At 69.3% G+C, this 18258-nt stretch carries 17 protein-coding genes; 11 read left to right on the forward strand and 6 right to left on the reverse strand.

What is annotated here, in order from left to right; translation table 11 throughout:
• The 10 genes from MOX02_RS06325 to MOX02_RS06370 form a co-directional block, all read left to right on the forward strand.
• A partial coding sequence (locus tag MOX02_RS06325) for a response regulator (protein WP_147024961.1) occupies window positions 1–3380 on the forward strand: 3380 nt, incomplete at its 5' end.
• Window positions 3377–5446 (forward strand): response regulator, encoded by a 2070-nt coding sequence (locus tag MOX02_RS06330; protein WP_147024962.1) that lies wholly within the window; start codon window positions 3377–3379, stop codon window positions 5444–5446. The genes MOX02_RS06325 and MOX02_RS06330, both read left to right, overlap by 4 nt.
• A gap of 353 nt (window positions 5447–5799) precedes the next feature.
• Window positions 5800–6591 carry a DUF2189 domain-containing protein gene (locus MOX02_RS06335; RefSeq protein ID WP_147024963.1) on the forward strand — a complete coding sequence of 264 codons (792 nt, stop codon included), beginning with the start codon at window positions 5800–5802 and terminating at the stop codon, window positions 6589–6591.
• A gap of 104 nt (window positions 6592–6695) precedes the next feature.
• Window positions 6696–7529 (forward strand): cytochrome c oxidase subunit II, encoded by an 834-nt coding sequence (locus tag MOX02_RS06340; RefSeq protein WP_147024964.1) that lies wholly within the window; start codon window positions 6696–6698, stop codon window positions 7527–7529.
• Window positions 7530–7542: 13 nt separating this feature from the next.
• Window positions 7543–9330 carry a cytochrome c oxidase subunit I gene (gene ctaD, locus MOX02_RS06345; RefSeq protein ID WP_147024965.1) on the forward strand — a complete coding sequence of 596 codons (1788 nt, stop codon included), beginning with the start codon at window positions 7543–7545 and terminating at the stop codon, window positions 9328–9330.
• Window positions 9331–9337: 7 nt separating this feature from the next.
• Window positions 9338–10039 (forward strand): cytochrome c oxidase subunit 3, encoded by a 702-nt coding sequence (locus MOX02_RS06350; RefSeq protein WP_147024966.1) that lies wholly within the window; start codon window positions 9338–9340, stop codon window positions 10037–10039.
• Window positions 10040–10053: 14 nt separating this feature from the next.
• Window positions 10054–10776 (forward strand): heme-copper oxidase subunit III family protein, encoded by a 723-nt coding sequence (locus MOX02_RS06355; RefSeq protein ID WP_147024967.1) that lies wholly within the window; start codon window positions 10054–10056, stop codon window positions 10774–10776.
• Between the two features lie 11 nt (window positions 10777–10787).
• A complete protein-coding gene (locus MOX02_RS06360; RefSeq protein WP_147024968.1) occupies window positions 10788–11120 on the forward strand; it encodes a cytochrome C oxidase subunit IV family protein in 333 nt (110 codons plus the stop codon).
• 58 nt (window positions 11121–11178) lie between these two features.
• Window positions 11179–12426: a glycosyltransferase gene (locus tag MOX02_RS06365; RefSeq protein WP_147024969.1), complete on the forward strand. Its 1248-nt coding sequence runs from the start codon at window positions 11179–11181 to the stop codon at window positions 12424–12426.
• A gap of 149 nt (window positions 12427–12575) precedes the next feature.
• On the forward strand, window positions 12576–13118 hold the full coding sequence (locus tag MOX02_RS06370; RefSeq protein WP_147024970.1) for a PAS domain-containing protein: 543 nt from the start codon (window positions 12576–12578) through the stop codon (window positions 13116–13118).
• Between the two features lie 303 nt (window positions 13119–13421).
• Here the strand turns inward: MOX02_RS06370 and MOX02_RS06375 are convergent, their stop codons facing one another.
• The gene (locus MOX02_RS06375; protein WP_147024971.1) at window positions 13422–13601 is read right to left on the reverse strand and encodes a CsbD family protein; all 180 of its coding nucleotides are present in this window, start codon (window positions 13599–13601) and stop codon (window positions 13422–13424) included.
• A gap of 383 nt (window positions 13602–13984) precedes the next feature.
• Window positions 13985–14128 carry a hypothetical protein gene (locus MOX02_RS31040; RefSeq protein WP_170267702.1) on the reverse strand — a complete coding sequence of 48 codons (144 nt, stop codon included), beginning with the start codon at window positions 14126–14128 and terminating at the stop codon, window positions 13985–13987.
• Between the two features lie 68 nt (window positions 14129–14196).
• On the opposite strand from MOX02_RS31040, the gene MOX02_RS06380 reads away from it, so the two are divergent.
• Window positions 14197–15480, forward strand: coding sequence for a GGDEF domain-containing protein (locus MOX02_RS06380; protein WP_147024972.1), 1284 nt, complete (start codon window positions 14197–14199; stop codon window positions 15478–15480).
• 12 nt (window positions 15481–15492) lie between these two features.
• On the opposite strand, the gene MOX02_RS06385 is transcribed toward MOX02_RS06380, so the two are convergent.
• The 4 genes from MOX02_RS06385 to MOX02_RS06400 form a co-directional block, all read right to left on the reverse strand.
• Window positions 15493–15756 carry a hypothetical protein gene (locus MOX02_RS06385; protein WP_147024973.1) on the reverse strand — a complete coding sequence of 88 codons (264 nt, stop codon included), beginning with the start codon at window positions 15754–15756 and terminating at the stop codon, window positions 15493–15495.
• Window positions 15757–15966: 210 nt separating this feature from the next.
• On the reverse strand, window positions 15967–16695 hold the full coding sequence (locus MOX02_RS06390) for a sulfite exporter TauE/SafE family protein (RefSeq protein WP_147024974.1): 729 nt from the start codon (window positions 16693–16695) through the stop codon (window positions 15967–15969).
• Between the two features lie 39 nt (window positions 16696–16734).
• On the reverse strand, window positions 16735–17853 hold the full coding sequence (locus tag MOX02_RS06395) for a branched-chain amino acid ABC transporter substrate-binding protein (protein WP_174804884.1): 1119 nt from the start codon (window positions 17851–17853) through the stop codon (window positions 16735–16737).
• A 51-nt stretch (window positions 17854–17904) separates the two neighbouring features.
• On the reverse strand, window positions 17905–18258 hold the full coding sequence (locus tag MOX02_RS06400) for a DUF6867 family protein (protein ID WP_147024975.1): 354 nt from the start codon (window positions 18256–18258) through the stop codon (window positions 17905–17907).

Consider the following 18258-nt stretch of genomic DNA (forward strand, 5'->3'; position numbering starts at 1 on the left):
CGGAGGGCAAGCTCGGCGGTCAGGCGCAGGTGCGCGGCGTCGGCGGGACCTGGAAGGATCTCACCGACAACGTGAACATGATGGCCGCGAACCTCACCGGACAGGTGCGCGGCATCGCCAGCGTCGTGACCGCGGTCGCCCAGGGCGACCTGAAGCGGAAGCTCTCGGTCGACGCCAAGGGCGAGATCGCGGCCCTCGCCAACACCGTCAACGAGATGATCGAGACGCTCGCCACCTTCGCCGATCAGGTGACGAACGTGGCCCGCGAGGTGGGCGTCGAGGGCAAGCTCGGCGGCCAGGCCCGGGTGCCGGGCGCGGCGGGCCTGTGGCGCGACCTCACCGACAACGTGAACCAGCTCGCGGCGAACCTGACGACGCAGGTCCGCGCCATCGCCGAGGTCGCCACCGCGGTGACCAAGGGCGACCTCGCCCGCTCGATCTCGGTCGAGGCCTCCGGCGAGGTCGCCTCGCTGAAGGACAACATCAACGAGATGATCCGCAACCTGCGCGACACGACGCTGAAGAACGCCGAGCAGGACTGGCTGAAGACGAACCTCGCCAAGTTCACCCGCATGCTGCAGGGCGAGCGCGACCTCGCCACGGTCTCGAACCTGATCCTGTCCGAGATCGCGCCGCTGGTCAGCGCGCACCGCGGCGTCTTCTACATGGTGGAGAACGAGGGCACGGAGCCGACCCTCGAGCTCGTGGCGAGCTACGCCTTCACGGAGCGCAAGAACCTCTCGAACCGCTACCGGATGCGCCAGGGCCTCGTCGGGCAGTGCGCCTTCGAGAAGAAGCGCATCCTGCTCACCAACGTGCCGGGCGACTACATCACCATCGGCTCGGCGCTGGGCGAGGCGGCACCCCTCAACATCATCGTGCTGCCGGTCCTGTTCGAGCAGGAGGTCCGCGCCGTGATCGAGCTCGCCTCGTTCAACCGGTTCAGCGAGACGCACCAGTCGTTCCTCGACCAGCTCACCGAGTCGATCGGCATCGTGCTCAACACGATCGCCGCCAACATGCGCACCGAGGGCCTGCTCAAGCAGTCGCAGCTCCTCACGAGCGAGCTGCAGAGCCAGCAGGAGGAACTCAAGAAGACCAACGACCGGCTCGAACTCCAGGCCGCCTCGCTGCAGCAATCGGAGGACCTGCTGAAGAACCAGCGCGAGCGGCTGCAGCTGACGAACGAGGAGCTGGAGGAGAAGGCGCGCCTCCTTGAGATCCAGAAGAAGGAGGTCGAGGGCAAGAACCGCGAGGTCTCGATCGCCAAGACGGCGCTGGAGGAGAAGGCGGAGCAGCTCGCGCTGACATCGCGCTACAAGTCGCAGTTCCTCGCCAACATGAGCCACGAGCTGCGCACGCCGCTCAACAGCCTGCTGATCCTCTCGAAGCTCCTCTCCGAGAACCGGGACGGCAACCTCAGCGACAAGCAGCGGGAATTCGCCAAGACCATCAACGCCGCGGGCACGGACCTGCTCTCGCTCATCAACGACATCCTCGACCTCTCGAAGATCGAGTCCGGCACCGTGTCCCTCGAACTCGGCGACATCGCCCTGCAGGATCTCGTCGACCACCTGGAGCGGACCTTCCGGCACCTCGCGGTGGAGCGCAGCATCGCCTTCGAGATCGCGCTCGCCCCCGGCCTGCCGCGGGTCGTGCGGACCGACTCGAAGCGGCTGCAGCAGGTGCTGCGCAACCTCCTGTCGAACGCCTTCAAGTTCACCGAGAAGGGCGGCGTCACCCTGACGATCGCCTCGGCCGAGGGCTCGCCGCTGCGGGCCGGAAGCCAGTGGCTGGCGCTCGCGGTGGCTGACACCGGCATCGGCATCCCCGAGGACAAGCAGCGGATCATCTTCGAGGCGTTCCAGCAGGCCGACGGCACCACGAGCCGCAAGTACGGCGGCACCGGGCTCGGCCTCGCGATCAGCCGTGAGATCGCGCGCCTCCTCGGCGGCGAGATCGTGCTCGACAGCCGGCCCGGCGAGGGCAGCACCTTCACCCTGTTCCTGCCCTTCGAGCCGCCGGCCTCGGCGGGCGCCGGGCGGCTCGCCGAGTTCGGCGAGGGCAACGGGATCGCCATCGCCCGCCAGCTCTCCGGCGCGACCGCCCTCTCGGCCTCGGCCGACGACCGCCACGCGGTCGGCAACGGCGACTACATCGTCCTGATCATCGAGGACGACGCGATGTTCGCCTCCGTGCTCCTCGAACTCGCGCGGGAGCGCGGCTTCAAGGGCCTGATCGCGCAGGACGGGGCGGCGGCCCTCGCCCTCGCCCACCGCTACAAGCCGCACGCCATCACGCTCGACATCGGCCTGCCCGACATGGACGGCTGGGCCCTGCTCGACCTCCTCAAGAACGATGCCCGCACGCGGCACATCCCGATCCACGTCATCTCCGTCAACGACGAGAAGAAGCGCGGCCTGCGCGCCGGCGCGTTCGGCTTCCTGGAGAAGCCCGTCGACCGCGAGGGCCTGCTGAAGGCGCTGGAGCGCTCGAAGGACTTCATCACGCGGCCCGTGCGCAACCTCCTCCTCGTCGAGGACGACGAGAACCAGCGGGCGAGCATCACGGCCCTCCTGAAGGACGAGGACGTGAACGTCTGCGGCTTCGGGACGGCGTCGGCGGCCCTGGAGGCCGTCGACGGCGGCCGCTTCGACTGCGCGATCATCGATCTCGGCCTGCCGGACATGCGCGGCGCCGACCTGATTGAGCAGATCCGCGGCGTCGACGGCGGCGAGGAGCTGCCGATCATCGTCTACACGGGACAGGACCTGACGGCCGCCGAGGAGAAGCACCTGAAGCAATCCGCCTCGACGGTCATCCTCAAGGACACGACCTCGCCCGATCGTCTGCTGGAGGAGACCGCCCTCTTCCTGCACCGCACGATCGGCGCCGTGCCGGCGGACGAACAAATCATCGTCCCTCGAAAAGAAACCGCCTCGCTCGAAGGCTGCAGAATCATCCTTGTCGACGACGACCTGCGGAATATCTTTTCGCTCACGAGCGCATTGGAACAGTACGACCTCGAGGTTCTGTTTGCCGAGAACGGACGCGACGGCATCGAGCTCCTCAAGGCCAATCCGAACGTGGATGCCATGCTGGTGGACATCATGATGCCGGGCATGGATGGTTACGAGACCATGCGCGAGATCCGCAGTCACGACGCGTTCCGGACCCTGCCGCTGATCGCCGTCACCGCGAAGGCGATGAAGGGCGACCGGGAGAAGTGCCTGGAGGCGGGCGCCTCGGACTACGTCTCGAAGCCGGTCGACATCGACCAGCTCCTCGCCGTGCTGCGCGTGCAGCTCGGGCGGCGGGGAAGCGGGGCGGACGGCGCGCGGGCGGACGGCCCCACGGACGCGGGCAAGCTCCTCCCATGATGGATCGCTCGCCCCTGACTCTGGCGCACGAGGAGCCGGCCGGCCAGCCGCCGACCCCGGCGGAGGAGACGCTGATCCGCGCCAAGATCCTGATCGTCGACGACGACCGCCGCAACCTGCTCGCGGCCTCGGAGGTGATCGATCAGCCGGGCCTCGACATCGTCCTGGCGGACTCGCCCGAGGAGGCGCTTCGCCGGACGCTGCGGGAGGATTTCGCGCTGATCCTCCTCGACGTGCAGATGCCGCGCATGGACGGCTACGAGGTCGCCGCGCTGATCCGCAGCCGGCCGCGCTCGTCGCGCGTCCCGATCGTGTTCCTGACGGCGCACAACAAGGACGACATCCACATCTTCCGCGGCTACTCGGCCGGCGCCGTCGACTACGTCTTCAAGCCGATCCAGCCGCTCATCCTGAAATCGAAGGTCGACATCTTCGTCGACCTCTACCGCAAGACCGAGGAGATCAAGGGGAAGGCCGCCGCCGAGAAGCGGCTCCTCCTCGAGAACCTGAGGGTGCGCGGCGAGAAGCTCGAGGCCGAGCGGGCCCTGCGCAGGCAGGAGGAGCAGCAGACGGCCGTGCTGAGCGGGCTGCCGATCGCGCTCTACACGGCCTCGGCCGACGCGGCGGACCGGCGCCTGCGCTTCACGAGCGACAGCATCGCGCGGATCACCGGCTTTCCGCGCGAGGCCTTCGCCGACGGCACCCTGTGGGAATCGCGGCTCAACCCCGAGGACCGGGACCGCGCGCTCGCCGCGCTGCAGAGCCTCGGGGAGACCGGCACGGTCGCGATCGAGTACCGCTGGCGCAACGCCGACGGCGAGGAGCGCCACATCCTCGATCAGGTCGTGCTGAACCGGGATGAGGACGACGTGCCCGCCGAGCTGTTCGGCGTCTGGTTCGACGTGACCGAGCGAAGGGAGCTGGAACTCAGCCTGCTGCACGCCTCGAAGCTCGAGGCGGTGGGCCGGCTCACCGGCGGCATCGCGCACGACTTCAACAACATGCTCGGCATCGTCATCGGCAATCTCGACCTGCTCCAGCGGACGCTGCCGCCGGACGAGAAGGCTTACCGGCGCATCCAGCACGCCCTCGACGGCGCGCAGCGCTGCGCGGAGCTGACGAGCCGCCTGCTCACCTTCTCGCGCCGCTCGCCGCTTCAGCCGAAGGTGCTGGAGTTCGAGGCTTTCATGCCGGGCCTGATCAAGCTTCTGGAGCGCACGCTCGGCGAGCGCGTGAGCGTGACGCTGGCCCTCGACGAGGCGCTGCCGCCCGTTCTCGTGGATCACGCGCAGCTCGAAGCGGCCCTGATCAACCTTGCGGTGAACGCGCGCGACGCCATGCCGGAGGGCGGCCGCCTCGACCTGACCGTGCGGGGCCGGACCGACGTGCCGGCTTCCGGCGCCGCCCCGGCATCTCTCGTGGACATCGCCGTGACCGACACCGGAACGGGCATGCCGCCCTCGGTCCTCGCCCGCGTCTTCGAGCCCTTCTTCACCACCAAGGAGGTCGGCAAGGGCACCGGGCTCGGCCTCAGCATGGTCTACGGCTTCGTCCAGCAGAGCGGCGGCACCATCGCGATCGACAGCGTGCCGGACCAGGGCACCACCATCACCATCACCCTGCCGGCCCGCCTCGGCGAGGCCGCCGGCCTCGACGATCTGGCCGAACCCGCCGACGCCCAGGCGGTGACCGGGGACGGGCGGATCGTGCTCGTCGTGGAGGACGACGCCGACGTCCGTCAGATCGCGGTCTCGGCGCTCGAAGCCCTCGCCTTTCGGGTCATCGACGCGAAGGACGGCGAGGACGCCCTGCACACGCTGGAGAGCAATCCCGACGTGCACCTCGTCTTCAGCGACGTGAACATGCCGGGCGCCATCACCGGGCTCGAGCTTGGCCGGATCATCCGCTGCCGCTGGCCGGACATCTCGGTGCTCCTGACCTCCGGCTACCTGCGCGAGGACCAGGACCCGAGCGAGTTCGACGTGCTCCAGAAGCCCTACCGGACGGCCGATCTGGAGGCGGCGCTGAGCAGGATGGTGCCCGCCCGCGAGCGCTACGCGTATTGAGAAGCACATCGGAGGCGCCTCGGAGGCATCCCGCGCGGCGCGCTCGCGGGCGAGCCTGGCTCGCAAGCGCATCGATGTGCGGGTGCCGCGGCCGGCACACCGAAGCAACCGAACGGTCCGGTTCGCGTCACGGCCAAGATCGCGTTCCGTCCTGCTTCGCACAGAACGCCTTCTCATCGAAGCACAAACCCTTGTTTGCTCCAAAAATGCCGGGCTTCGGCTTTGTGACTATGAAAAGTTCTGGAAATAGGAGACCAAAGTAAGTTATAGTCCCTGTCAGTCGCGCTGAGTTCGGCGGCGAGCTCGGTTCTCGCTGCGCCGCCGGTAGCGGTCTTCCGCTGGAGGGCTTTGCGATGGCAACGCTTCGGGCGATCTTCCCGCATCAGGCAAAGGCACGCCCCGGCGTGCGCACGATCGGCACGCAGGATCTCAAGTTCGCCCTGGCGAAGGGCGTCGAGGACTTCCTGGCGATGCCGACCCACGTGCTGTTCGTCATCGCGATCTACCCGATCGCGGGGCTCATCATCGCCACCGTGACCTTCGATCAGGATCTGATCCCGCTCCTGTTCCCGCTCGCCTCGGGCTTCGCCCTGGTCGGCCCGTTCGCGGCCATCGGCCTGTACGAGCTGAGCCGGCGGCGGGCCGAGGGGCTCGACGTGAGCTGGTCGCACGCCTACAGGCCCCTCAAGGCGCGCTCCGCCGGCGCGATCGTCACGGTCGGGCTCGTCCTGATGGCGATCTTCCTGGCCTGGCTCGTCGCCGCGATGGGCCTCTACTGGGCGATCTACGGGGACGAGCGCTTCGCCTCGATCTTCGCCTTCGCCGAGGACGTCCTGACCACGCGCCGCGGGTGGACGCTGATCATCATCGGCAACCTCGTGGGCTTCGCCTTCTCGCTGCTCGCCCTCGCGGTGAGCGTCGTCTCCCTTCCGCTGCTCGTCGACCGCGAGGCCGACGCGCACACCGCCATCGAGACGTCCCTCGAGGCGGTGCGGACCAACCCGCGCACAATGGTGCTGTGGGGCTGCATCGTGGCGGGCTGCCTCGTGATGGGGATGCTGCCGCTCTTCGTGGGACTCGCCCTCGCCCTCCCGATCCTCGGGCACGCGACGTGGCACCTGTACCGGCGCACGGTCGCCCCGTGAGGGGCGGGCGGCGCGCGGATACGGGCCGGACGGGAGGATCGTGAGGCCGCACGCCTCCGCCGACGGAGGTCCGGGCGGGAAGTGGGGTGCGGGAGGCAACCGTGATGGCGCTGGTTCTCGTCCTGATCGCCCTCGGATCGATCGCCTTCCATCTCCTGAGCCCGTGGTGGTGGACACCGATCGCCTCGAACTGGGGCTACATCGACTCCACGCTGATCATCACCTTCTGGATCACCGGCTTCGTCTTTACGGCGATCGTGCTGTTCGTCGCCTACTGCCTCGTGCGCTTCCGCCACGCCCCGGGCCGGCGGGCCGCCTACGAGCCGGAGAACAGGCGCCTGGAGGGCTGGCTCACCGGGCTCACGGCGCTCGGCGTCGCCGCCCTGCTGGCACCCGGGCTGTTCGTCTGGAACCAGTTCGTGCGCGTGCCGCAGAACGCCTCCGAGATCGAGATCGTCGCGCAGCAATGGCGGTGGGCCTACCGGCTGCCCGGCGCCGACGGGCGCCTCGGTGCCTCGGACATCCGGCACGTCAGCGACGAGAACCCGCTCGGCCTCGACCCGCAGGACGCGGCTGCCCGCGACGACCTCGTCATCGACGCGGACCTGCACCTGCCGCTGGGCAGGCCCGTGAAGGTCCTGCTCCGCTCCACCGACGTGGTTCACAATTTCTACGTGCCGGAGTTCCGGGCTAAGATGGACATCATCCCCGGCATGGTCACGTATTTCTGGTTCACGCCGACCCGCACCGGCACCTTCGACGCCCTGTGCAACGAGGTGTGCGGCACCAATCACTACGCCATGCGCGGCCGCGTGGTCGTGGAGGGCGAGGCCGCCTACAGCTCCTGGCTCCGAGAGCAGACGACATTCGCGAACTTCGCCGGCGGCGGCGAGCGCGGACGCAGGGTCGCGCGCCGCGAGGCGCCGCCGGTGCGGTGAGGAGGCTGAAGCGATGGCCGACGCGCAGTTCGGGAGCGCCGCTCCCCTGCCCCAGGGCGGGATCGACGACGTCGAACTCTACCACCCGCATAGCTGGCTGACGAAGTACGTCTTCAGCCAGGACGCGAAGATCATCGCGATTCAGTACTCGATGACCGCCATGGCGATCGGCCTCGTCGCCCTCGTCCTGTCGTGGCTGGTGCGGCTTCAGCTCGGGTTTCCGGGCCTTGTCTCCTTCATCGGGCCGAAGGAGTACTACCAGCTCATCACGATGCACGGGATGATCATGGTGATCTACCTGCTGACGGCGCTCTTCCTCGGCGGCTTCGGCAACTACCTCATCCCCCTGATGCTCGGCGCGCGGGACATGGTGTTCCCGTACGTGAACATGCTGAGCTACTGGATCTACCTCCTCGCCGTGCTCGTCCTGGTGGCGAGCTTCTTCGCGCCCGGCGGGCCTACGGGGGCCGGCTGGACCCTCTACCCGCCGCAGGCGATCCTCTCCGGCACGCCCGGGCAGGAATGGGGCATCGTCCTGATGCTCCTCTCGCTGATCCTCTTCATCATCGGCTTCACCATGGGCGGCGTGAACTACGTCGTGACGGTACTGCAGGCGCGGGCGCCCGGCATGACGCTGATGCGGATGCCGCTCACCATCTGGGGCATCTTCACCGCGACGATCCTGGCGCTCCTCGCCTTCCCGGCCCTGTTCGTCGGCGCCGTGATGATGCTCCTCGACCGGCTGCTCGGCACGAGCTTCTTCATGCCGGCGATCATCGAGGCGGGGCAGCGCCTGCGCTACGGCGGCGGCAGCCCGATCCTCTTCCAGCACCTGTTCTGGTTCTTCGGCCACCCGGAGGTCTACATCGTGGCGCTTCCCGCCTTCGGGATCGTCTCGGACCTGATCAGCACCCACGCGCGCAAGAACATCTTCGGGTATCGGATGATGGTCTGGGCCATCGTCGCCATCGGCGCGCTGAGCTTCGTGGTCTGGGCGCACCACATGTACGTCAGCGGCATGAACCCGTACTTCGGGTTCTTCTTCGCCACGACGACGCTCGTCATCGCGATCCCGACCGCCATCAAGGTCTACAACTGGGTGCTGACGCTCTGGCGCGGGGACATCCACCTCACGCTGCCGATGCTGTTCGCCATCGCGTTCATCGTGACGTTCCTGAACGGCGGCCTGACCGGCCTCTTCCTCGGCAACGTCGTGGTCGACGTGCCGCTCTCGGACACGATGTTCGTCGTCGCGCATTTCCACATGGTCATGGGCGTCGCGCCGATCCTCGTCATCTTCGGCGGAATCTATCACTGGTACCCGAAGGTCACCGGCCGCATGCTCGACGAGCGGCTCGGCCAGTTGCACTTCTGGGCCACCTTCCTCGGCGCCTACGCGATCTTCTTCCCGATGCACTATCTCGGGTTGATGGGCGTCCCGCGCCGCTACTTCGACATCGAGGGCCTGAGCTTCGCGACGCCGTCCGTGGCGACCCTGAACGCCTTCGTCAGCGTCGTCGCCTTCCTGGTGGGCGCCGCCCAGATCGCGTTCCTCTTCAACCTCGCGCACAGCCTCAGGCACGGCGCGCCGGCCGGCGGCAACCCGTGGCGGGCGACCACCCTGGAGTGGCAGACCCCGCAGACGCCGCCGCCGCACGGCAATTGGGGGCCTGCGCTGCCGGTGGTCTACCGCTGGGCCTACGATTACAGCGTGCCGGGCGCCGCCCAGGACTTCATCCCGCAGAACCAGCCGGACATCCGTCCGGACCGGTCCCCCGGTCCCGTCGCGGCACCCGCGTGAGCGCGCCATGACGCTCGTGCTCGCCTATCTCGCCGCCCTGGCCGCCCTCTCCGCTCCCTGGCTGATGCGGCAGCGCCTCGGCGCCAAGCCCTGGCTGGAGACCGGCTCGGCCCTCGACCTGCCGCCGGAGCCCGCGCGGATCCCGGCCGCCCGGCTCGGCGTGACGGTGCTGCTCGCGGCGATCGGGCTGCTCTTCGCGCTCCTCGTGGCGGCCTACGCGATGCGCGTGCCGCGCGACGCCTGGCAGATCCTGCCCGACCCGCGCCTGCTCTGGCTGACGACCGCGCTCCTCGTGCTCGCGAGCTTCGCCCTGCACGCGGGCCGGGCCGCGGCGGAGCGCGGCGGGCGCGACGCCCTGCTGCTCTGGCTCGCCGCCGCCGGCACGGCGATCCTCGGCTTCCTCGTGGGGCAGGCGCTGGCCTGGCGCAATCTCCTCGCGCTCGGCGCCGGCCCGGCCTCCGGGGCGGGCAGCGCCTTCTTCTACCTGCTCACGGCGCTCCACGCCCTGCACGTGGGCGGCGGGCTCGTTGCCCTCGGCGCGGTGGCGCGCCGCGCCGCGGGCGCGCCCGGCACCGAGACCGCGCGCCTCGGCGTCGCGCTCTGCGCCCTCTACGTCGACGCCCTTCTGGGGATCTGGCTCGTCCTGTTCGGCCTCCTGTTCCGGACGCCCTGGTCGGGCTGGATCTACGCCCTGTGCAGCCCGGCCTGAGGAGCGAGGTGAGCATGACCGGCTTCGCATTCCGATCCATCACCGCCGCACAGACGCGGCCGGGCCAGTGGCGGCGCCTCTCGGACGAGTGGTCCGCGGACCGTCAGGCCTTCCGCGGCGCCTCCTGGCGCAAGGCCATGATGTGGATCTTCCTCCTCAGCGACACCTTCGTGTTCGGCTGCTTCCTGCTCTCCTACATGACGGTCCGGATGTCGACGACCCTGCCCTGGCCGAACCCCAGCAAGGTCTTCGCCCTCGAGATCGGCGGCACCGAGCTGCCGCTGATCCTGATCGCGATCATGACCTTCGTGCTGATCTCCAGCAGCGGCACCATGGCGATGGCGGTCGCCTACGGCTACCGGCAGGAGCGCGTGAAGACGGCCCTGCTGATGCTCGCGACGGCGCTTCTCGGCGCCATGTTCGTGGGCATGCAGGCTTTCGAGTGGACGAAGCTGATCCACGAGGGCGTGCGGCCCTGGGGCAATCCCTGGGGTGCCGACCAGTTCGGCTCGACCTTCTTCATGATCACGGGCTTCCACGGCACGCACGTCACGATCGGGGTGATCGCGCTCCTCGTCATCGCCCGGAAGGTCTGGCGCGGCGATTTCGACACCGGCCGGCGGGGTTTCTTCACGAGCCAGCGCGGCCGCTACGAGAACGTGGAGATCGCCGGCCTCTACTGGCACTTCGTCGATCTCGTCTGGGTCTTCATCTTCGCCCTGTTCTATCTCTGGTAGGGAGTGGGATCATGTCGGCCGGCGCGGCGCACGAGACGGGGCAGTCCCACCCGATCCGGCTCTACCTCCTGGTCTGGGGCTGGCTCTTCGTGCTCAGCGCCTGCTCCTACCTCGTCGACTACTTCCATCTGCAGGGCGGCCTGCGCTGGTTCCTGATCCTGCTGTTCATGATCGTGAAGGCCGGGCTGATCGTGGCGGTGTTCATGCACATGGCCTGGGAGCGCCTGGCCCTCGTCTACGCGATCCTCGTACCGCCCGCCGCCCTGCTGGTCTTCGTGGCCATCATGACGTTCGAGGCGAGCTACACGCTCCTCACCCGCATCGCCTTCGCGCTCGGCGGCTGAGGGGACGACGACACAAATGTGAAGGCGGAATCGGGGCTGTCCCGGTCTTCTCTCGCCGATGCGGGTGCTTCTCGTCGCGATCGGCAGCCACGGCGACGTCCTGCCTTTCCTCGCCCTCGCCGCCGAACTGGACCGGCGCGGCCACGCGGTCACGCTCGCCGCTCCCGCGCCCTTCGCGCCCATGGCGGAACGGGCCGGGCTCGGCTTCCACCCGCTCGGAACCCGGGCGGACTACGCCGACTTCGCGGCGGAGCCGGAACTCTGGCACCCGCGCCGGGGCGTGAAGGCCGCCTTCCGCTACGTCTCCCTGCTGACGGAGCCGACCTACGCGTGGCTCGCGCAGACCTGGCGCCCGGGCGAGGGCATCGTCGTCGGCTCGACGCTGAGCCTCGGGGCCCGCGTCGCGCAGGACAAGCTCGGGCTGCCGCTCGCCACGGTGCACCTCATGCCCTTCCTCGTGGAGAGCCGCCACGCGCCCCCGATCCTGCCCGGGTTTCCCCTGCCCGGCTTCCTGCCGCCCCGGTTCCGGCACTGGCTCGGGCGCGGCGCGGACACCTACGTGATCGGGCCCGCCGTCCTGCCCGAACTCAACGCGTTCCGCGCACGGCTCGGCCTTCCGCCGGTGCGCCGCCTGCGCCACTGGTGGAACTCTCCCCTGCGCGTGCTCCTCACCTTCGCCGACTGGTTCGTGCCGCCGCAACCCGACTGGCCGGCCCAGGCCGTGCAGGTCGGCTTCCCGCTTGCCGACCGGTTCGGCGACGCGGACGATCTCAGCCCGGACCTCGCCGCGTTCCTCGACGCGGGCGAGGCGCCCCTCGCCTTCACCTACGGCTCTGCCATGCGTCAGGGCCGCAAATTCTTCGAGACCGCGGTGCGGACCTGCCGGCGGATGGGACGGCGCGGCGTCCTCCTGGCGCCGCAGGACGGTCAGGTTCCGCCCGGCCTGCCCGCGGACATCCTGCACGTTTCCTACGCGCCGTTCAGCCGCCTGCTGCCGCGCTGCGCCTCGCTCATCCACCACGGCGGGATCGGCACCGTCGCCCAGGGCCTCGCCGCCGGGATCCCGCAACTGGTGGTCCCCGTCGCCTTCGATCACTTCGACGAGGCGCAGCGGCTGAGGCACCTCGGCGTCGGCAGCGCGCTCAGCCAGCGCCGCTTCACCCCGCGGCGGGCGGCAGCCGAGATCCGCCGTCTGCTCACGGCTCCTCAGGTGGCGGGCGCCTGCGCCGCGGTGCGGGCGCGGATGGCGGGCAGCGACGGCGTGCCGGCCGCCTGTGACGCCCTGGAGAGCCTTCATCCGGCTTGAAGCCCGGCGGCCGGCGGCCTCTGACGGCCGGACCGCGCCTCGGCAAGGCGCCCGTGTCAGTCCGGCTGGACTGTGGATGCGCTCATTTTCCATTGCAGTATCCGGACGACGCACGCAAAAGTGGCGGCCCCCGTTCCCGCATCCGATCCATGATCTTCACCACCAACGCCGCCGGGACACTCGCCTACCTGAGCCCGGGATGGGGCGAGATCACCGGGCAGGACGCGCGCAGCGCGGCGAATTACGGTTGGGTGCGGGCCGTGCACCCGGAGGATGTCGAGCTCGTGCGCGCACTCGTCGCGCGCGCCGTCGCCGAGGGCCGTGAGTTCAGCTGCCGTTATCGGCTGATCGACATCGACGGGCGGCCCGTCTGGGTGGCCGCGGCCGCCATGCCGCGCCTCGACCCGCATCGCGGGAGCTTTCTCGGCTTTCTCGGCTGCGTCAACGAGATCCTGGATTCCGGCACGCGGGCCGACGGCCTCGTGGGCCGGCTCCTGCCGCCGCCGGCCGGCCTCTCGCGGTTGCCGCCCTCGCGGCAGGAGATCGCGGCGGAGCACATCCTGGCCGCGCAGGCGCGGACGCTGCAGGCGAGCAGCCGCTCCGCTCGCAAGGCGGTCGAGCTCGCCGCTTTCGAGGTGAGCCGCCAGGTGACGCACGGCCTCGACGGCGTCGCCAGCGCGGACATCCACTGACCGGATCCGGCTTTCACCAACCGTTGACCATGATGGCGGCCGGCCCGCTCTCCCCGGCGGCGCATGTGCGCCAACGCAACCCTTGCGTGCCGCTCCGGCGCTAGGAAACGCCTCGGGAAATACCCGCAGAGCCGAACGCCATGACCCGCCGCCAATCTCCCGATCCCGCCGCCGCGCTGCTCAACCTGTCGCTCTACGTGACCGTGAGCGGCGTCTTCGCGACGGCTTTCACTCTGATGTCTCTCGGCTACTGAAGCACCCCGCGCGATCGGTAAGGGACGCGCGGGGTGTTCGACAGGGCTGCTATTTGCCCTTGAGCACGTCCTTCACGCTGCCGACGGCGTTCTGGACCTTGCCCTTCACCTGATCGGCGATGCCCTCGTTCTTCAGCTTCTCGTCACCCGTCAGGCGGCCGGCGCCTTCCTTGACCTTGCCGCCGAGGTTGGTGGCGGAGCCTTCGACGCGATCGTTATCAACAGCCAAGTTTTCCTCCTGAAGTTGTACCGGCGCACGCGGCGCCCATGGCAAGCGAACGACGGGCAGGCTGGACGGTTCCGTCGGCGACCGCGCGGCCTGAACGCCGGTGATCGGCTCAAGCCAATCCGTCGCGGGTGCGCGATGCCACCCAAAAGGTGCGGGAATCGAACGCGCGGCCGTCGAGCGGAGCCATCCCCCGTGAGGAGCGTAGGGGTCGATGGACTCTCAAGCTTCGACAGCAGCCGAGCTGCCATGGGCGCAACAATCGACAATCATCCAGAGCAAAAATTTTGCGAAACATGCAAAATCTCTGCCTACAGTCCGGAGTTCAATAAGTTTATCTCGTCAAATTACGCTTTGAAACCGCATCGTTCCTGAATTATATTTTCTCATGCTGACTGCGGATCGTCTTCGATGCGGTGATTTGGTTCAGCACCTTGGTTGCCTGATGGGTTCGTAGCGCTCTTGATGCAGCGGCTTTCCCGGTTTCGCTTGCCCGGTTTCGCTTGCAGAAGTTGCGCTTCGGCAATCATCTTTACTCTCGGTGAGGAAACACGACGGTATCGTGCCCGCGGACCGGAAGGATGAAGCCGTCCGCCGCATGAACGCGATGATCGAGGCCGGCCTGAACCGGCGCTGGTACGAACTCCGCCTGCCGGCGGTGCTGGAGGCGCGCTACCACGCCGAGACCCTGCCGCCGGCCGGCTGGTATCTCCAGTCGTGGATGGTGATCTTCATCGCCTTCAACGTCCTGTCGCTGAAGGTCGATCTCGACGCCTTCGGCCCGGAGGCGATCGCCGTTCCGGCCGGCCTCACCCTCGGCCTCTTCCTGCCGCTCGCCGTCGCCTCGATCGTGATCCTGCGGGGTCGCCCCTCGGCGCGCGTGCAGATGGGCGCGGTCCTTGTGACCGGGCTCGCCGACATGGCGATCGTGCTCAACAGCGCGCGGATCGCTCCGCCCGAGCACGCGCACACCTACCTGATCCTCGCCGCCATCGTGCCGCTGGTGGTCGGGATGATCGCGCCGCTTTCCTTCCGGCACAGCCTCGTCTTCTGCTTCGGCAGCTTCGCACTCTACGTCGTGGGGACGGTCGGCTTCGGGCTGAGCGACAGCGGCGGCACCGGCGTGCCGCTCCTCGTGGCCAGCCTGATCCTCGTGCCGCTGAAGCTCGCCTACTCCCGGGAATGGGAGACCAAGCGCAGCTTCCTCTTCGACCTGCGCGAGAAGACGCAGGCCGAGGCCCTGGCCGAGGCGAATGCACGCCTCACCATCCTGTCCGAGACGGACCCTCTCACCGGCGTGGCGAACCGGCGCCTCTTCACCGAGCGCCTGCGCGCGCACTGGGAGTCCGGTGCGGAGGCCGGCGAGTGGCTCGGCATCCTCATCGTCGACATCGACCGCTTCAAGCTCCTCAACGACGCCGCCGGCCACGCGGCCGGGGACGCCTGCCTGATCCGGGTCGCCGAGGCGCTGCGGGGCCCGATCGCGGCGCAGGGCGGCCTGATCGCGCGCTACGGCGGCGAGGAGTTCGTCGCCCTGGTGCCCGGCCTCACGGAGGCCGGCACAAGCGAGACCGGCGAGCGCATGCGGCGGGCGGTGGCCGGAATGACCATCCCGCATCCGGGCCTCGGGCTCCACGGCTTCGTCACCGTGAGCGTCGGCGTGAGCGCCGCGCACACGGACCGGCGCGCGGAGGGGCTGACCGCCGACGCGCTCCTGCGGGCCGCCGACGCGGCCCTCTACCGGGCGAAGAACGCCGGTCGCGACCGGGTCGAGGCCGAACCGGCCACGATCATGCCGGCGGCGATGGCGGCGATGCCGCCGCTGCGGCCCGCGGTCACGGCCTCGCGCCTCGTCAGCGTGTCGCGTCCGGCGGCCGCCTGAGGCGGAGCGGGCCTACTCGGCCCGGTCGTGCTGGGCGTGGACGGTCGCCTCCAGCTGACCCCGCTCTTCCAGGGCGCGGATGGCGTGGTGGCGGCTGAGGCCCTCGAACAGGTCGACGGCCGACGGACGTCCGTCCTGGGCCATGTAGGCGGCGAGCCGCGCGTAGTCGGTGGCGAGGCGCTCATCGCGCGCGGCGGCGCGGGCGAGACCCGACACGGTCGTCTGGAACTCGGAAAGCTGATTCTCCGGCACGGCCATCACGCTGCTTCGGGCCAAGGCCCCCTCTCCGCCCAAGACTTTGCCGAAGCGGGGCCGGAACGCAATGCCCCGGCCGGCGGCATCTTCAAGATGCCGGACATTGTAGAGAGCCCTCAAGCGATTGATGACGCACGCCGTCTTCCCGCGAGACGAGGCTCCGCGGCACCCGGGACGCGCCGGCGGGACCGATGGCCGCGCCGGCACGCGGGATGAAATCGCCGCTCGGCCTCAGCCCGGGGAGAGGCCGCTCCAGACCATGCTGAGCCCGGCGAGCAGCATTAGCCCGTCCATCGCGAACCGGAAGGTCTCGGGGGAGAGCCGCAGCACGAAGGGCTTGGCGAGGAAGGCGCCCGCCATCAGCGAGGCGCCCACCACGAGCCCCTTCGCCAGTTCCTCCGTCGGCAGGGCGCCGGCGCCCCGGAAGGTCAGGGTCTTGCTCGCGTAGACGGCGAGCGAGCCGGCGGCCTCCGTGCCGATGAAGGCGCCCTTGGCGAGGCCGTAGGCCACGAAGAGCGGCACCGAGATCGGCCCCGTCGAGACCACGATGCCGGTGAGGAAGCCGATCACGGCGCCGCCGAGGGCGAGGTGGATCAGCCGCAGCCGCACGAGATGGGAGGCGAGCCAGCGGCGGCCCGGGATCATCGCGACGAGGAAGGCGCCGATCGCCAGATCGACCGCGCGCGGAGGCAGCACGAGGAGCGTCCGGGCGCCGGCCGCGGCGGCGAGCGCCCCCGGCGCCCCGTAGGCGAAGAAGGCGCGGCGGTCGACCGAGCGCCACCATGCCAGCACCCGCGAGACGTTCGCCATCAGGGCGGCGACGGCCATGATCGGCACGGCCGCCTTCGGCCCGTAGACGGCGGCCAGCACCGGCACCAGCATGATCGAGGAGCCGGTGCCGACGATCCCGCTGATCACGCCGGCCACGAGGCCGACCGCCAGGACGAACAGGACGCCCATCGGCGCCGGGCGTGCCGGCCGTCCGCGCCGGGCGGTCCGCTACTGCGTCACCTCGTTGCCGCTGTAGTCGATGTTGCCGGCGGCATTCCTCTTCCAGACGTACATGACGTAGTCCGGCCGGGTGATGTCGCCCTTCTTGTCGTAGGCGATGTCGCCGATCACCGTCTGGGTCGGCTTGCCCTGGTGCAGGTAGTCGGCGAGCGCCTTGCCGTCCGTCGAGCCCGTCGCCTCGATCGCCTTGGCGAGGATCTGCACCGCCGCGTAGGAGTAGAGCGTGTAGGCTTCCGGATCGATGCCCTTCGCCTTGAAGGCGGCCACCACGTCCTTGGCGTTCGGGTTCTTGCGGGCGTCGGGCGAGAAGGTCATCAGCGTGCCCTCGGCGCCGGGGCCGGCGATCTGCACGAACTCCTTGTCGGTGATGCCGTCGCCACCCATCAGCGTCGCCTGCAGGCCCTGGTCCCGCATCTGGCGGATCAGGAGCCCGGCCTCGGTGTGGATGCCGCCGAAATAGACGATGTCGATGCCCGCCTGCTTCAACTTGGAGACGAGCGCCGAGAAGTCCTTCTCGCCCGGGTTGATGCCCTCGTAGACCACGTCCTTGCCGCCCTTGGCCCGGAAGACCTTGCGGGTCTCGTCGGCCAGCCCCTTGCCGTAGGGCGTCTTGTCGTGGACGAAGGCGACCTTCCTGTCCTTGAAGTTCTTGGCGAGGTACTCGCCCGCCACCGCGCCCTGCTGGTCGTCGCGGCCGCAGGTGCGGAAGGTGTTCCAGTTGCCGCGCTCGGTGAACTTCACCGCCGTCGAGGCCGGGGTGATCTGGATGATGCCCGCATCCTGGTAGACGTCGGAGGCCGGGATCGAGACGCCGGAGTTGAAGTCGCCCACCACCATGGTGACGCCCTCGGAGGCGAGCTTGTTGGCCACCGACACGCCCTGCTTGGGGTCCGAGGCGTCGTCGCCGGTCGAGAGCTCGAACTTCTTGCCCTTGATGCCGCCCGCCCTGTTGATGTCCTCCACGGCCTGCACGGCGCCGTTGCGGATCTGCGCCCCGAAGGCGGCCGAGCCGCCGGTGATCGGGCTCGCGACGCCGATCTTGATCTGTGCCTGCGCGCTCGAGACCAGAAGGCCGAGCGCGAGGCCCGCCAGCACCATCGTCCTCATCTCACGTCCCCTTCCTGTGCCTGCCCGCGCCGGAGGGCGCGGGACGCAATTCTAAGGTGTCCCCACCCGCTCCCGCCACGTCAGCGGCGAGGTGCGCTCGTAGAGCCAGCGGTACTGGGTGGTCATCTGGCGAGTGCGGGTGAACCGGAAGGCGACCGCCCCGATCGCCAGAACCACGCAGGCATCCGCGACGTAGCGGGGCCCGGAGAGCAGCGTGCCCTCGAAGAGCGCGAAGTGGATGAAGCGCACGGCGCCCGCCACCGCCAGCAGCGCCGGCACGCACTGCCAGAACGGGCGCCAGGTGCGCGCGATGCCGCGGGCCGTCATCCAGGCCGCCCAGCCGCCCATCACCACGGTGACGAGGAGGAAGAGGAGGGGCGAGCCCTCGAACAGGTCCGCCGGCAT

It is taken from the genome of Methylobacterium oxalidis, from assembly GCF_007992195.1.
Classification (GTDB): Bacteria; Pseudomonadota; Alphaproteobacteria; order Rhizobiales; family Beijerinckiaceae; genus Methylobacterium; species Methylobacterium oxalidis.

What these genes read in the sequence shown, in the direction of transcription:
- ctaD (WP_147024965.1), top strand. Translation starts at nt 7,543, where the DNA reads ATGGCCGACGCGCAGTTCGGGAGCGCCGCTCCCCTGCCCCAGGGCGGG.
- MOX02_RS06390 (WP_147024974.1), bottom strand. Translation starts at nt 16,695, where the DNA reads ATGGGCGTCCTGTTCGTCCTGGCGGTCGGCCTCGTGGCCGGCGTGATC.
- MOX02_RS06370 (WP_147024970.1), top strand. Translation starts at nt 12,576, where the DNA reads ATGATCTTCACCACCAACGCCGCCGGGACACTCGCCTACCTGAGCCCG.
- MOX02_RS06400 (WP_147024975.1), bottom strand. Translation starts at nt 18,258, where the DNA reads ATGCCGGCGGACCTGTTCGAGGGCTCGCCCCTCCTCTTCCTCCTCGTC.
- MOX02_RS06355 (WP_147024967.1), top strand. Translation starts at nt 10,054, where the DNA reads ATGACCGGCTTCGCATTCCGATCCATCACCGCCGCACAGACGCGGCCG.
- MOX02_RS06380 (WP_147024972.1), top strand. Translation starts at nt 14,197, where the DNA reads ATGAACGCGATGATCGAGGCCGGCCTGAACCGGCGCTGGTACGAACTC.
- MOX02_RS06330 (WP_147024962.1), top strand. Translation starts at nt 3,377, where the DNA reads ATGATGGATCGCTCGCCCCTGACTCTGGCGCACGAGGAGCCGGCCGGC.
- MOX02_RS06335 (WP_147024963.1), top strand. Translation starts at nt 5,800, where the DNA reads ATGGCAACGCTTCGGGCGATCTTCCCGCATCAGGCAAAGGCACGCCCC.
- MOX02_RS06340 (WP_147024964.1), top strand. Translation starts at nt 6,696, where the DNA reads ATGGCGCTGGTTCTCGTCCTGATCGCCCTCGGATCGATCGCCTTCCAT.
- MOX02_RS31040 (WP_170267702.1), bottom strand. Translation starts at nt 14,128, where the DNA reads ATGATTGCCGAAGCGCAACTTCTGCAAGCGAAACCGGGCAAGCGAAAC.
- MOX02_RS06360 (WP_147024968.1), top strand. Translation starts at nt 10,788, where the DNA reads ATGTCGGCCGGCGCGGCGCACGAGACGGGGCAGTCCCACCCGATCCGG.
- MOX02_RS06365 (WP_147024969.1), top strand. Translation starts at nt 11,179, where the DNA reads ATGCGGGTGCTTCTCGTCGCGATCGGCAGCCACGGCGACGTCCTGCCT.
- MOX02_RS06350 (WP_147024966.1), top strand. Translation starts at nt 9,338, where the DNA reads ATGACGCTCGTGCTCGCCTATCTCGCCGCCCTGGCCGCCCTCTCCGCT.
- MOX02_RS06395 (WP_174804884.1), bottom strand. Translation starts at nt 17,853, where the DNA reads ATGAGGACGATGGTGCTGGCGGGCCTCGCGCTCGGCCTTCTGGTCTCG.